The sequence below is a fragment of the Planctomycetota bacterium genome, from assembly GCA_035384565.1.
Taxonomy (GTDB): domain Bacteria; phylum Planctomycetota; class PUPC01; order DSUN01; family DSUN01; genus DAOOIT01.
Genome location: DAOOIT010000002.1, coordinates 148290 through 163082 on the forward strand (window position 1 = coordinate 148290; position 14793 = coordinate 163082).

Annotated in this window: 12 protein-coding genes; all 12 read left to right on the forward strand. The window is 67.8% G+C overall.

Annotated elements, in window-relative coordinates; genetic code table 11:
• The first annotated feature begins 623 nt into the window (after positions 1–623).
• The 12 genes from PLE19_01340 to wecB all read left to right on the forward strand — a co-directional run bounded on the left by PLE19_01340 (position 624) and on the right by wecB (position 14777).
• Positions 624–824 (forward strand): MerR family DNA-binding transcriptional regulator, encoded by a 201-nt coding sequence (locus PLE19_01340; GenBank protein HPD13562.1) that lies wholly within the window; start codon positions 624–626, stop codon positions 822–824.
• A gap of 72 nt (positions 825–896) precedes the next feature.
• Entirely contained in the window at positions 897–1688 is a 792-nt protein-coding gene (locus PLE19_01345; protein ID HPD13563.1) for a polysaccharide biosynthesis/export family protein, read from the forward strand.
• A 74-nt stretch (positions 1689–1762) separates the two neighbouring features.
• Positions 1763–3400, forward strand: coding sequence for a Wzz/FepE/Etk N-terminal domain-containing protein (locus tag PLE19_01350; protein HPD13564.1), 1638 nt, complete (start codon positions 1763–1765; stop codon positions 3398–3400).
• A gap of 30 nt (positions 3401–3430) precedes the next feature.
• Complete coding sequence (locus PLE19_01355) at positions 3431–4444, forward strand: AAA family ATPase (protein HPD13565.1); 1014 nt, start codon at positions 3431–3433, stop codon at positions 4442–4444.
• 31 nt (positions 4445–4475) lie between these two features.
• Positions 4476–5270 carry a CpsD/CapB family tyrosine-protein kinase gene (locus PLE19_01360; GenBank protein HPD13566.1) on the forward strand — a complete coding sequence of 265 codons (795 nt, stop codon included), beginning with the start codon at positions 4476–4478 and terminating at the stop codon, positions 5268–5270.
• Positions 5271–5306: 36 nt separating this feature from the next.
• Positions 5307–6623 carry a nucleotide sugar dehydrogenase gene (locus PLE19_01365; protein HPD13567.1) on the forward strand — a complete coding sequence of 439 codons (1317 nt, stop codon included), beginning with the start codon at positions 5307–5309 and terminating at the stop codon, positions 6621–6623.
• A 60-nt stretch (positions 6624–6683) separates the two neighbouring features.
• Positions 6684–9314, forward strand: coding sequence for a hypothetical protein (locus tag PLE19_01370; protein HPD13568.1), 2631 nt, complete (start codon positions 6684–6686; stop codon positions 9312–9314).
• A 95-nt stretch (positions 9315–9409) separates the two neighbouring features.
• Positions 9410–11284, forward strand: coding sequence for a PQQ-binding-like beta-propeller repeat protein (locus PLE19_01375; GenBank protein ID HPD13569.1), 1875 nt, complete (start codon positions 9410–9412; stop codon positions 11282–11284).
• Positions 11285–11299: 15 nt separating this feature from the next.
• Positions 11300–11506 (forward strand): hypothetical protein, encoded by a 207-nt coding sequence (locus PLE19_01380; GenBank protein ID HPD13570.1) that lies wholly within the window; start codon positions 11300–11302, stop codon positions 11504–11506.
• A gap of 37 nt (positions 11507–11543) precedes the next feature.
• Positions 11544–12557 carry a glycosyltransferase family 2 protein gene (locus PLE19_01385; GenBank protein ID HPD13571.1) on the forward strand — a complete coding sequence of 338 codons (1014 nt, stop codon included), beginning with the start codon at positions 11544–11546 and terminating at the stop codon, positions 12555–12557.
• Positions 12558–12564: 7 nt separating this feature from the next.
• Entirely contained in the window at positions 12565–13629 is a 1065-nt protein-coding gene (locus PLE19_01390) for a hypothetical protein (GenBank protein HPD13572.1), read from the forward strand.
• Entirely contained in the window at positions 13626–14777 is a 1152-nt protein-coding gene (wecB, locus tag PLE19_01395) for a UDP-N-acetylglucosamine 2-epimerase (non-hydrolyzing) (GenBank protein HPD13573.1), read from the forward strand. The genes PLE19_01390 and wecB overlap by 4 nt, the downstream gene beginning before the upstream one ends.
• The last annotated feature ends 16 nt before the right edge of the window (positions 14778–14793 follow it).

The following is a 14793-nucleotide window of genomic DNA, read 5'->3' on the forward strand; positions in this document are numbered from 1 at the left end:
CACCCTCGCGGCCAGCGTCGCAAGGCCAAAGACTGCTGTGGGTTACCTGCCTCGGGGCAATGGTTCGTCCCCGCCTACCTCAGCGCCGGCATAGCACTTGCTTCGCGATTGACCGCAGAACACTGCTCCTAGCCCAGCACCATCCCGGGAAACCGGGCGGAAACGAGAGACACCTCCTGCTCGTGAGGTCCACATGACCCCAACGGACCGGCCCGCTGCGAGATTTGCAGATACGACAACCCCCGATGGCTTGTCGCCTTTTCCCAACTCGACATAGAGTCTTGCTAACACGATGCTTACGGCATAGCGCAGACTACTTGATGACAGCGGTTGTCGGCAAAAGCGGAAAACCGGTCTGAGGAGCAAACCGGACCCGTTTCGGCTTACATGGCACAATCTACATCGTAAGATATGTATTGCCAATGATTTGAGCCTCTTGACGCCTGGCTCATCGCCGAGCGAGCCTTGCATGGCACAGCGTTTGCTCTCCCATGCAACTTCGGACGGGTTTCCGGCCTTTCGGCTGGGCCGGAGACGCTTAGTCGCTTGTACATGTCTCGTGTCCTGGACAGTACGGGACAGGTTCCGTGGTGTCCAGTGTTTGCTTCGGAGGTCTTCAGCCGATGGATCGGAAGGGACCCAACGGTCGCGTAACGATCACCGAGGCGGCCGAGCGAGTGGGCGTGACTCCCAAGACCCTCCTTCGTTGGGAGAAGGCGGGCAAGACACCAAAGCCGAAGCGCGACTGGCGCGGCTGGCGAGTCTACGAGCAGGAGGAACTCAGCCAGTTGGTGGCGTTCCACGACCGAATGTGTCAAGGGTGAAGAGCGGCGGGGCATGCGCGTCCCCGAATTCCCAATTCCCGGCTGTCAGCCAGATTGCTAAGGGAGAGCAGGATGACTGCGAAGACGCGTCTGTGGGTGCTTGGGCTGCTTGCTGTGGCGGTCGCCGGATGCGACGGATGGCCCTGCTGGATCAAGAACTTCGACGACATTGGCAAGGCCGCGACGCGCCACCAGCTCCGGGAAGTCGAGAAGCGCTTCGAGCGCTTCAACGAAACCTACCGCATTGGCATTCCCGACGTCCTCAGCATCAACGTGCCAGACCACCCGGACCTCAGCGGGTCCTACGAGGTGCGTCCCGACGGCAACATCTCCTTCCCGCTCCTGAAGGACGTGTACGTCGAGGGCCTCACCCCGATGCAGCTCAGCGACTATCTCGCCAAGGAGCTCGAGCGCTACGTCAAGAAGGTGGACGTGCTGGTGACCGTGACCGGCCTCTACAGCAAGACCGTCTACCTGGCGGGGCGCACGCAGAGCAGCCTCCGAGCCTTCCGCTTCACAGGCGACATGACGGTGGTGGACCTCGTCGCGCTCCAGGGCGGCTACACGAAGATGGACTACTCGAGCCGCATCCGCCTGATGCGCGACAACCCGGACCGCAAGGAGATCTACCGCATTCGGTTCGACGACATCCTGCGTGGCGACTTCAAGACCAATGTGCTCGTGAAGAACCGCGACATCCTCTACATCCCGGCCACGCTGTGGGCCGAGGTCGGGTTCTTCTGCGACGAGTTGACGGCTCCCGCGCGCTCCGCCATCAACGGCATCCGCACATACACCGAACTCCCGTACGCGGGCAAGGATGCCGAGGAACGCGCCAGCCGAGCGCAGTCAACCCCATACTAGTCTCTTGCGCCACACCCGTGCCAGCGCACGATGTGCCCGCGGCGGGCTGAGCGACCACCGGAGAACTACGTACTATGCCTGCCATCCAGCCCCGAAAGCCCCAGCAGCAGTTTGACTTCCACAGGTACCTCGGCATCCTGTGGCGGCGTAAGTGGCTCCTGATCATCCCCCTCGCGGTCTGCGTGCCGCTCGCGCTCGTGGCCGCCTACGCCTACCCTACCGAGTACAAGTCCACCGCCATCCTGGAGTTGCAGGACAACCGCCCCATCGGCGACACCACCCCCGCGCAGACGGCAGCCGGCTCGGCCATCATGGCCGTGAAGACCCGCGCCATGAGCTGGAGCGCCGTGCGCGAGATCGTGCTGAGCCGCAAGGTGGACTTCGGGCGCGAGATCGACCCGGACGATCGCCGCCAGTTCGAGAAGATCTACTCCGAGATTGAGCGACGCACACAGGTCATGCCCCTGGGGGGCAAGCACCTGTCCATTACCCACACGAGCATCAGCCCCGCGCGCAACGCGGCCCTCGTCAACGAGATCGTGAAGAAATTCGTCGGCGCCGACCGCAAGGAGGCGCAAGAGCGCGCCAAGAGCGACCTCAAGTACTACCGCGACAAGTTCGCCGCCGCCAAGACCGCGCTCGCCGAAATTGACAACCAGTTGCGCGAGTTCAACCAGCAGAACCCCTGGCTCACCGAGACCCTGGCCGAGATCCACAAAGAGTACAAGGACGCCGAGACGGAAGAACTGGTCCTTCGCCAGCGGATCAAAGGGGTCGAGGAGACCGTGGCCGAGCTGCGCAAGGAACTGAGCAAGGAGAAGCCGGAGCTCACCCGCAAGGTGCGCCCCGAGCCCACACCCGAGGTGCTCGAGAACAAGCGCAAGTACGAGCAGGCCAAGGCGCGCTTCGACCAGGCCAAGGAGTACTATCAGCAGGTCAGCTCGCGCTACACCATGGCCCACCCCCGCTGCCAGGAGGCCCGCGCGGTCTTCGAGAAGGAAGCCGCCGCGTTCGAGCAGGTGAAGGGCCTGGTCATGGACGACCCCAAGGAGCTCGAGGTCTCGGAGCCGAACCCGAAGTACGCCGCCATCCAGGCGCGCATTGCGGCGCAGGAGAAGGAGATTGACCGGCTCAACGCGCAGCGGCTCGACGCCAACAAGAAGGTCAGCGAACTCTACATCCGCGTGCGCAAGGCGCCGGAGCTTCTCGGGGAACGCCGCGCTCTGGAGGAGCAGCGCGCCACCGCCGCCGGCACCGCCGCCGAATACGCCAGCGGCGTGCGCGTGGCCGAGAAAGAGATGCAGCGTCTCCTCAGCGAAGCCTACAGCGCGCGGTTTGTGGTCCTCGAGTACGCGCGCGACGACTGGCGGCCCGTCCGCAGCGCACAGGCCAAGATCATCGTCCTGGGGCTCGTCCTCGGCCTGCTCACCGGCGCGGCGCTCATCGGCCTCGTCGAGTACCTCGACCAGACCTTCAAGAGCATTGACGATGCCCGCGACTACCTGGGCCTGCCGGCCCTCGGGGTGATTCCCGCCATCTTCACCCCGCGCGACCATCGCAGGAAGCTCTGGTTCCGAGTCCTCGCGATCAGCTCTGCCGTCTTCGTCGTGGGCGTGGCTGTGGCGATCTGGCTCACCGTGCCCGCCGCGAAGGAGTACCTCAACACGGGCTGGCAGACGTTCCAGGATTGGTTCGTCGAGGGCGGCTGGTAAGCCGGCTCTCGGCCTGCCAGGAAGGGATCGATGTACGAGAAGTTCTACGGCTTCGCCGAGAAGCCCTTTAACCTGACTCCGGACCCCGACTACTTCTTCCTGAGCTCCGTGCACCGGCGGGCGCTGGACTACCTGGTCTACGGCCTCGAGTCGGGCATGGGCTTCATCCAGGTCACCGGCGAGATCGGCTCGGGCAAGACCACCCTGATCAAGTGCCTGCTGCGCCAGCTCAGCCGCGAGGTCAAGGTCGCCTACGTCATCCACTCCAAGGGCACCTTCGTCCAGATCCTGCGGATGATCCTCGAGGACCTCGAGGTGGTGCCGGCTGACCAGAAACTGACGAAGGAGGCGCTCCTCAGCCGATTCCGCGACTACCTGGTCGAGCAGGCGCGCCGTCACAACAGCGTGGTCGTGATCATTGACGAGGCCCAGAACCTCCAGCTCGAGGTGCTCGAAGAGCTCCGCATGCTCTCGAACTTCGAGACCGAAAAGGCCAAGCTCCTCCAGATCGTGCTCGTGGGCCAGCCCGAGTTGCGCGACCTGCTGCGCCGGCCCGAGCTCGAGCAGCTCCGCCAGCGCATCACCGTGCGCTTCCACCTCTGCCCGCTCAACGAAGACGAGGCCCGCAGCTACATCCGCCACCGCCTCAAAGTGGCCGGCTCGAACGGCAGCGTGCGCTTCACCGCCGCCGCCTGCCGGCTCATCCACCGCTATTCCGGCGGCGTGCCGCGCCTGATCAACGTGGCCTGCGACGCCACGCTCGTCGCCGGCTTCGTCGAGGAGCGGCGCGTGTTCAACGAAGCCTTCGTGCGCAGCGCGCTCCGCGAGCTGGCCGACGATCGCCCCGAGCTGCTCGCCGAGCCCGGCGGCGCGGCCGAGGCCCCAGCCCCCGCGCCGCGGCCGACGCGCCGGTGGCCCCTCGTGGCGGCGGCGGCCGTCGCGCTCGCCCTTGCCCTCGCGGCGGCGCTCTTCGCCGTCCAGCGCACCGCGCCCGGCACGCCGGGCGGCGTCTGGAAAGGCCTGTTCGCGGCCCTTCGCAAGTAGCCCGCGCGCAGCGCACAGGAGAAAGCTGGCCGTGTCGAGAATCCAGAAAGCCCTCGAAAAGGCCCGGGCCGAACAAGCCCAGGCCCCGCGCCCCGCCGGCAACGAACCCGCGGGGCCCACCTATGTGGTCCGCCCGGCGCAAGGCGGACAGGTGGACCCGCACATCGTGGCCTACCACCACCCCCACTCGCACCTCACCGAGAGCTTCCGCCGCGTGAAGGCCATGATCCGCGGCATCGTCGGCGCCGACAAGCTCCGCACCTGCGCCATCACCAGCGCCGGCAAGGGCGAGGGCAAGAGCACCACCGCCCTCAACCTGGCCATCGCCATGTGCCAGGACTTCGACCAGCGCGTGTGCCTGGTGGACGCCGACCTGCGGCGCCCCCGCGTGCACCGTCTGCTCGGCTTCACGCCGCGCCGCGGGCTGAGCGACGTGCTCAACGGCGACGCCCTGCCCGAGGACGTGCTGATCGCCGACACCGTGCCGCGCCTCACGGTGCTGCCGGGCGGCCGCTCGTCGCGCACCCCCTCCGAAATGCTCGGCTCGCCGCGCATGCGCCAGCTCATCGAGGAGCTCAAGAGCCGCTTCGACTTCGTGCTCTTCGACACCCCGCCCGTGCTCACCGTGGCCGACGCCATCGTGCTGGGGCCCATGACCGACGGCGTCATCCTGGTCATCCAGGCGGGCAAGGTGCGCAAGCGCCCCGTCGAGCGCGCCGTCGAACTCCTCCACAACTCGCGGATCCTCGGCTTCATCCTCAACCGCGGCGACATGGTCCTCTCCCACTATGGCTACCGCTACTACGACCGCGGCTACTACTACTGAGACGCCGCCGTCCGGCCATCCGGGGAGCCCAGCACCGTGACCCAGACTCACGAATCCGCGCTGCTCCACAAGATCGCCGCCCGCGAGGCCGCCGTGGCCGTGGTCGGCCTCGGCTATGTCGGGCTGCCGCTCGCCGTCGAGTTCGCCCTCGCAGGCTTCCACGTATGGGGCATTGACGTGGACGCCGCTCGTGTCGCGGGCGTGAGCCGCGGCGAATCCTACATCGGCGATGTCCCCTCCGAAACCCTCGGCACCGTGGTCGCCCGCGGCCTCCTGCGCGCCTCCACCGACGCCGCCGTGACGGCCCACTGCGACGCCGCAATCATCTGCGTGCCCACCCCGCTGCGCAAGACCAAGGACCCCGACGTGTCCTTCATCGTGGACGCGGTGTCGAGGGTGCGCGCCCACGCTCACGCCGGGCAGCTCATCGTGCTCGAGAGCACCACCTATCCTGGCACCTGCGAGGAACTGGTGGCTCCCATGCTCGCCGAAACGGGGCTCGAGGTCGGCGGCGACCTCTTCCTCGCCTTCAGCCCTGAGCGCGTGGACCCCGGCAACAAGAAATTCACCACGCGCAACATCCCCAAAGTCGTCGGCGGCATCAACGAGGCCTCCACGCGCGTGGCGGCTGCCCTCTACGGCGCCGTCATCGAGCGCATCCATCCCGTCTCGTCCACCAAGACTGCCGAGATGGTCAAGCTGCTCGAGAACACCTTCCGCAGCGTCAACATCGGCCTCATCAACGAGCTGGCCATCATCTGCGACCGGATGGGGGTGGACGTCTGGGAGGTCATCGAGGCCGCGGCCACCAAGCCCTTCGGCTTCATGCCCTTCTACCCGGGGCCCGGCCTCGGCGGCCACTGCCTGCCCATTGACCCCATTTACCTGTCGTGGAAGGCCAAGCTCCTGGACGTCGAGGCCAACTTCATTGACCTGGCGGCCCGGGTCAACGCGGCCATGCCGCGCCACGTCGTCGAAAAGATCACCGCGGCCCTCAACGACGAGGCGAAACCCGTACGCGGCTCGCGCATCCTCGTCCTCGGCGTGGCCTACAAGCGCGACGTGGCCGACATCCGCGAGTCCCCCGCCCTCGACATCCTCAAGCACCTGATCGCCCTGGGCGCCCACGTGGCCTACAGCGACCCCCACGTGCCTCGGCTCCAGTACGGCGGCCTCGACCTCGCCTCCGTGGAACTCACGCCCGAAATCCTCGCAGCCCAGCACTGCGTCGTCATCGTCGCCAACCACACGGCGTTCGACTACCGCGCAGTGGTGGCTCACGCGCCCCTGGTGCTCGACACTCGCAATGCGGCCAGGGGCTGCGTGGGCCGCGCCCGCGTGGTCAAGCTGTGAGCCGGTCTCGCGCGGCGCCGCCGCTGCCGGGCGGCAGGCCGACCTGAAAGTGAGGCAGCGATGCGCCTGGTTGCAGCCGCCCTGGGAGCGGCCCTCCTCGTCATCGTCATCCTCGCGGGCACGCGCCTCTACCAGGCCATCGAACGCTCCCGCGGGCCCGAGCCCTATGTGCCCCGGCCTGCATCTCCCGCGGCGCCCAAGCCCTCGCCCCAAGCCCCGCGCTCCCCGGACCCCACCCCCGTGCCCACGGTGGAAGCATGGCGGTCGTGCCCCATCATCCCCGTGCCCAAGGTCTACACCGAACGCGGCCAGATGGGCGAGTTGTTGGGTTCCGACGGCGCCGCCATCGTCGTGGGCGCCGCGGCCACAGAACCCGAGCGCTACGCTGCCGAACGCCTTCAGGCCCTCATCCTGCGCCGCTTCCAACGCACGCTGCCCATCGTGTCCGAGGGCGACACCCAGGCCCGCCAGATCCTCCTCCTCGGCCAGCGCGCCACCAACGCCTGGCTCGATCGCCTCTGCCGCGAGAAGAACCTCGACCTCGGCCCCTCATCACCCGGGCACGACGGCTTCATCCTCGAGGTCCTCGACGAACCGGGCCGGCAGATCCTCCTCATCGGCGGCAGCGACCCGCGGGGCGTGCTCTACGGGCAGGACGCCTTCTGCGATCTCCTGCGCCCCGCCGAGGGCCAGCGGGTCGTCTTCCCCATCGTCTCGGTCCGCGACTGGCCCAGCATCGCCTGGCGGGGCCGGCCCTACCCCGACCTGCGTCGCCACGCGCTCCCCGGCGTCTTCGACGCCTATGCGCGCGCCCGCTTCAACTTCATTGATCTGCGCGACGCTCCCCGGCCTCGGGGCCAGTTCGGCTTTGCGCCGGGCGCGGCGCTCAACCGCCAGGAGATCAGCGACGTCATCACGCAGGCCCACCGCCGCGGCATCTTCGTCTATGGCACCGTCTCCTGCTCCCAGGCCGACCAGGAGCCCGAGAAGGCGGAACGGACCTTCGCCGAGCTGCGCGAACTGGGCGCCGACGGCTTCTGGCTCGACTTCAATGACCTCGGAGCTCCGGCCGGCGCGCCCACTCTCGTCGAGCGCATCCTCAGGTTCGCGCGAGGACTGGGCATCGAGGGCCGCTGCATCGCCACCACGCCGCCCATTGGCGCGTACGAACGCCCCGCCACCGACTATGCGCGACGGATGGCCAAAGTGCCCGGCTTCGACGCGGCCACCTGGTTCTTCACCTGCGTGCCCAACAGGCCCATGGCCGATGCCGCACGCGAAGTCGGCCTCAAGTGCCCCGGATGGTGGCACAATTGGCCCTCGTGGGACCAGGGATTCCTCTCCAAAGACGAAGGCTATCCCTATCTGCGCACCGACGATCGGCCGGCCTACATGGAACTGCGCCCGCTCAGCGCCGGCTGGCACAGCCCGAGCTACGACGACCTGCGCGACGCCGCCCAGTACACCAATACCGTCATGTTCTGGCGCTACTTCGCCGAAGAATACGCCGCGGGAGTCATGGGCATCTGGGCCTGGCACCCCGAGAAACACGACTGGGGGCGCACCCGCGAAGCCGTCTACCGCTACGTCTTCGGCCCCTCCATGGCCGAGGCGGCCAAGGAATTCGACGACGCACTGGCCGAGCTCAAGCCGTACTTCATCCTTCCCCGGGCCATGTTGCCGGGGATTGACTGGCCGCCGCGGCTCAAGGACCCCACTACGCGCCCCCAGGCCCTTCGGTTGCTCGGCCAGCTCGACGCGCTCCTGGCCAGGCTGGAGGCCGGCGCCCCCGACGCCACGCTCATCCCGCCCGCGCGTCTCCACGAGTGCTACCTCGAGCCCATGCGCGCCACCGTCCAGACTGCCCGCCTTGCAGCCACGCTGGAACTACCCGACGGCGGCTACGCCGAGCTCGAGCGCCGCGTCGGCGAGCTGCTGGTGGCCGACAAGACGGCGGAAGCCGAGCAAACGTTCCGCGCGGGGGCCGAAAAGCTCGCCGTCGTAACCGCTCGCGCCGCGCAGGCCCTCACGGGCCTGCTCTACATCCAGGGCGAGAACTCGTTCTCCTCCTTCTGGCAGAAGAAGCTTTCGGGCTCCGGCGACGTGACCGAGGGGGACGACGCCACACGCAAGAAGGCTGAGGAGGCCCTCAAGGCGTCGGGGCTCAGGGATTACGCTGCGCTGCTCGGCGGCCTGGGGCAGCCGCCCGGCGGCCCTGCCCTGTCCGAACGCGCCGCTGCCGACTGGTTGCGGGGGACGCAGCGCTGGTGCGGGCCGTGGCCGATGGGGCTGGTGGCGTCGGAAGGCGCGGAGGCCCTGGCCATCGTCTATCCCTTTGGCGCGCCCGGCGAGGTGTACCACCGCTTCGAGGCATCCATCAGCCTGCCTGTGCCGACGTTCCAGGGACGCCTCTTCCTCGACGCCTTCGTCAGCTCCAGGGCGATAGGTGAGCCGGCCCCGCGTGTCCGCCTCCTCCAACTGTGGGCAGGCGATCGCCTGCTATGGGAACAAGACGCAGCCGAACCGCACACGGGTTGGCTCTCGTTGGACATCACGGACACCGCGAGGGCAGGGGAGCGCCTCGATCTGCGGTTCCGCGTGGTGAATCGGAGGGGGGTACGAAGATTCGAGCTGAACGCATTCCTGGGGCCTGTGAGGCTACGAGCGCTTGCCCCCCGCGAGCAAAAATGAGATAATCACGCTCGGAAGGCTGTTGCACTGGTTACCTCCCCGGCACAAGCTCAAACTCCATCCACCCCGTCGAGGTCCGGGATAGGAGGGTGATCATGCGCGCGAAGGGGGTCTGGTGTCTGACAGTGGCTGCCTTGCTCGGCCTGGGCGGGCGCGTGTGGGCCGACGAGTGGCGCGGCTGGCGCGGGCTGGAGGCGCAAGGCAAGAGCCGGTCCGACAACGGCCCCACGGCCTGGTCCCCCGACCAGAACGTTGTGTGGAAGACTCCCATCCCGGGCCGCGGACACTCATCGCCAGTGGTCACCCGCGACAGCGTGTTCGCCACCACGGGGTACCCGGCGGAAGCCGTGCCGCTCGTGAAGCGGGCGGGGATCGGCCTCGTTCTCGCCGCCTTCGCGGCTCTGGCCGCTTTGGCAGTGGCGTTCCTGGTGCGAAGCTGCTGGCCCGGGTCATCCCCCTCCTGGCGGGAGTTCCTGGGCACTCTGGTCCTGTGCGTGCTGTTGGGGGTAGTGGCGCACTTCGTGTTCGTAAGCTATGTGTTCCTGCCGGCGGGCGAGACGGGCCATAGCTTCCGCCAGGCTCGATGGCAGCTCTCCTCCGTCGTCGTCTGTCTCGGCCTGATGATCGCGGCGTCGCGCTTCTCGCCCCGGTCGCGGCCGCGGGTTGCCCTCGGCGCAGGGGCTCTCCTCTTCGCGGTCCTGGCCTTGATGGGCCGGCCCGACCAGGACTACTACCGGCCGATGGGCGGGAGCGAATTCGGGGGGCTGATCGCCGCCGTCCCCGCCCTGGTCCTGGCCGTAGGGGTGACTCTTCTGCTTCGCGCCCTCCTGGCGCGGCCGAGCACGGAGTCGTCACCGCCGCCGCAGGGGAGAACAGTGTCCGTGCCTCTCGCCCTGGTGCGTCTTGGCCTGGTGGGCGCGGTGTCGCTCGTGGCTCTCGCGGGACTCAGGCTGCACGTGCCGCAGGTGGCCATGAAGATAGCGCGCCACATGGCCGTGACGACCCCGGGCACCATGTCGGCCTTTGCGTGGCCGAACATCGTGCTCCCGATTCCTCTTGTGGCAGGCGCCCTGTGGCTTGTGGCCGAGGTGGCGGGCCTCTGGCCCAGGCGGGTGCGTCTGGGCAGGCTCTTCGCGGCTGGTATCCTGTGTGCGGCGGCGCTTCTGCTGATCGAGCGGAACTGGCTGGGGACTCGCCGCGAGTTCACCCGAGCTATCGTGTGCCTGGATCGGGCCAGCGGCAGGATGAAGTGGGTGCGCCCGTGCGCACCCGGCCCTGAGTTCGGCACGCACCCGATGAACTCCCAGGCCACGCCCACCCCTGCGGTGGACGATGAGCGAGTGTATGCCTACTTTGGCTCGCACGGCCTCGTGTGCGCCGACTTCTCAGGCAAGATCCTGTGGACAAACAAGGAACTGCCCTTCGAGGGCGACATTCATGGCGTCGGGGCCTCCCCGATCCTGGCCGAGGGCCGGATCGTGATCGACTCGGGGCAACCCAACGCCCCTTATTTGGCAGCAGTGGATTCTGCGAGCGGGAAGACGTTGTGGAAAACGCCACGACCCAGTGTCGCGCCTAACCACGGCGAGCACCGGCCCCCGACCCTTGCGTCGGTGGACGGCCGGAAAGTGATCATCATCTGGGGCTGGTATGAATTGCGCGCCTACGACTTCGACTCGGGCAAGGAGCTCTGCTGCTACCCCATCGAGCGCAAAGCGGGGTGCGAGATTGTCGCCAGCCTGCTGGTGGACGGCGACACGCTCTACCTCCCCCAGGTTTTCACGTTCCGAGCCCTGAGCCTCACCAAGCTCCTCAAGGGGGAAGACCCCCTCGTGTGGACCGCCGATCTGAATGGCAGAGGCCCCAACACCTCGTCGCCCGTGCTGGCGAAGGGCCTGTTGTTCATGGTCTCCGACACCAAGGGCCACGTGACCTGTCTGGATGCGAAGACCGGCGCCCTCGTCTGGTAGGAGAAGCTGCCGGCAGTGAATAGCCTGGCATCGCTCATCGCGATCGGCGACAACATCTACGTCCCGCACGTCTCGGGGGTCACCCATGTGCTGCGCGCCGGTCGCACATTCCAGATCGTCTCTGAGAACGACCTGAAGGAGCAGATTTACGCCACGCCGGCTCCCGTGGACGGCCGATTGCTCCTACGCACGGTCAGACACATGTGGTGTATCGGCGGCTGAGAGGTCCCCCCGGCACACGCAACCTGCGGAGAGTCGCATGTATCGCGGACGGCAGATTGGCGTGGTGGTGCCCGCCTACAACGAAGAGACCCTGATCGGCCGCGTGCTCGAGACGATGCCGGCCTTCGTGGACCGTATCTACGTGGTGGACGACGCGAGCCACGACCAGACCGCCTCTCGCGTAGCCGAGTACGCTGCGCGGGAGCCAGGCCGCATCGTGCTCCTCCGCCATGAAAGCAATCAGGGCGTCGGCGCGGCCATTGTCACCGGCTACCGCCGAGCCGTCGAGGACGGGATCGAGATCGCTGCCGTGATGGCTGGTGACGCGCAGATGGCCCCCGCCGACCTGCCCGCCATGCTCGACCCCCTGGTGGACGGAGCGGCCGACTACGTGAAGGGCAACCGCCTCTTCACCGGCGAGGCCTGGAAGAAGATCCCCCGCACCCGCTACCTCGGCAATGCGTTCCTCTCCCTCTTGACCAAAGTCGCATCGGGCTACTGGAACGTGGCCGACAGCCAGACCGGCTACACGGCCGTCAGCCGACAGGTCCTCACCGCCCTGCCGCTGGACAAGCTCTATCGCCGCTACGGCTACCCCAACCACCTGCTGGTCATGCTCAACGTCTACAACTTTCGCGTGGCCGATGTGCCGGTCACGCCTGTTTACAACATCGGTGAGAAGAGCGGCATCCGCCTTCGCAGCGTCATCCCGCGCATGTCGTGGCTCCTGCTCAAGTGCTTCCTGTGGCGGATGAAGGAGAAGTACATCATCCGCGACTTCCATCCGCTGATCTTCTTCTACGCTGTGGGAGCCCTGCTTCTCGCCGCTTGCCTGGCGCTCGGCGCGCGGCTCCTCGTCCACTGGAGCACCTACGGCGTCATCCCCAAGACCAATGCCTTGGCCGCCATGACGCTCTTTATCTCCGGCATCCAGTTCCTGCTGTTCGCCATGTGGTTCGACATGGACCACAACAAGCCGCTGAACCGTCCGACAGCGGCCCCCGGCACGCGCCGCGATGGCTCCGCCGCGCCGCCCCCGCGCGGCTCGTGAGGCCCACATGCGCATCCTGGTGGACATCAGCCATCCGGCCCACGTGCACCTCTTCCGCAACGCGATTCGCATCTGGCGGGACCGCGGCGACCAGGTGCTCACCACGGCCAGAGAGAAGGAGGTCGTCACCGCGTTGTTGGCCCGTTACGGCATCCCCTTCGAGACCCTCACGCGCCAGCGGCGCGGGCTTTTTGGCCTGGGCCTGGAACTGATCCAGCGCGACTGGCGCCTCTGGCGCCGAGCGCGGCGTTTTCGCCCGCAGTTCCTCATCGGAACGTCGCCCTCGGCCGCCCACGTCTCGCGCCTCGTCCATGGCACGTCCATTTTCTTCAACGACGACGACCGCAAGGCTGTGCCGCTCGTCTCGGCGCTGGCTCACCCCTTCGCACACTGGATCTGCACGCCGGACGCGATCCAAGAGGACTATGGCCCCAAGCACATCAAGCACCCGAGCTATCACAAGCTGGCCTACCTGCACCCCAGCCGCTTCACACCCGACCCGCGGGTGCGCGCCGAGCTGGGCGTGGGCGAGGGCGAGCGGTACTTCCTGCTGCGCTTCGTGAGCCTGGAAGCCCACCATGACGCCAAGGCCCGGGGCCTCCCGGCAGTCACCAAGCTCCAGTTGCTCGAGCTGCTTGCGCGCTATGGGCGCGTCTTCGTCAGCTCCGAGGCGCCCCTCACGTCTCCCTTCGACGCGCACAGGCTGCCCGTGCCCCCGGACCGGTTCCACGACGTCCTCGCCTTCGCCGATCTCGTCGTCTGCGACAGCCAGACCGTAGCGTGCGAGGCCGCCGTCCTGGGCACGCCGAGCCTGCGCTGCAACACGTTTGTCGGCCACCTCAGCTACCTCGAGGAACTCGAGCACCGCTACGGCCTCACGCGCGGCTTCCGGCCCGAGCAGGCCGGCGACCTCTTCCGCCTCGCCGCGGAATGGGCGGCCGATGCAAAGCGGCGCGCGGCCTTCGCCGAGCGCCGCCAGCGCATGCTCGCCGACAAATGCGACCTCACGGACTGGATGGTCCGCTTCATAGACGGCCTCGCCCACGGCCAACGGCCCCGGAGAACCGCGTGACGCACCACGGGGAGAACTCGCCTGGAATCCGTGCCGTGATCGTGGTGGGGGCGCGCCCGAACTTCATGAAGGCCGCGCCGATCCTGCACGCCATGGCAGCGCGCGGCGGCTTCCGCCCCCGGCTCGTCCACACCGGCCAGCACTACGACGAGCGGATGAGCGACGTGTTCTTCCGCGAGCTCGAGATGCCCGCTCCCGACGTCAATCTCGGCGTCGGCTCGGGCAGCCACGGGGCTCAGACCGCCGAGATCATGATACGCTTCGAGCCCGTGCTCGCCGAGTCGCGGCCCGATATCGTGCTGGTCGTCGGCGACGTGAACTCCACCGTGGCCTGTTCGCTCGTGGCGGTGAAGCTCGGAATCAAGGTGGGCCACGTCGAGGCCGGATTGCGCAGCGGCGACCGCTCGATGCCCGAGGAACTCAACCGCATCGTCACCGACGCCGTCTCGGACCTGCTGTTCACCACCGAGGCGGGCGCCCGCGCGAACCTGCTGCGCGAGGGGCGGCCGGCCGGGGCCATCCACTTCGTCGGCAACACGATGATTGACACCCTGCTCCGCTGCCGTGCGCGGGCCGAACGCTCGCCCATCCTTGAGCGGCTGGGCCTCGGCGCCGACCCGCGCCCCTACGCCGTGCTCACCCTGCATCGTCCCAGCACCGTGGACGAGCCGCGGATGCTCGAGGCCGTGCTCGACGCCCTGCACGAGGTGGCGCGCACACTCCCCATCATCTTCCCCATCCACCCGCGCACCGCCCGGCAGCTCGGGGCCGCCGGGCTCGGCGCGCGGCTCCTCCCGCTCGCCCCAGGCCAGGCGGCCGGCCCGGTTGGGCTGCACGCCGTGCCGCCCCTGGGGTACCTGGACTTCCTGAAGCTGATGTCGAACGCGCGGCTGGTGCTGACTGATTCTGGCGGCATCCAGGAGGAGACGACGATCCTGGGCGTGCCGTGCCTCACGCTGCGCGACAACACCGAGCGGCCCGCCACGATCGAGCACGGCACCAACGTGCTCGTCGGCCGCGATCCGGCCCGAATCATCGCCGAAAGCCGCCGGGCGCTTGCCCGACCGCCCGGGCCTCCGGCCGCTCCGCCGCTGTGGGACGGGCGGGCCGCCGAACGTATTGTGGACGTCCTTGCGACCACCCTCTGAGGCGCCGGGAGAGCCA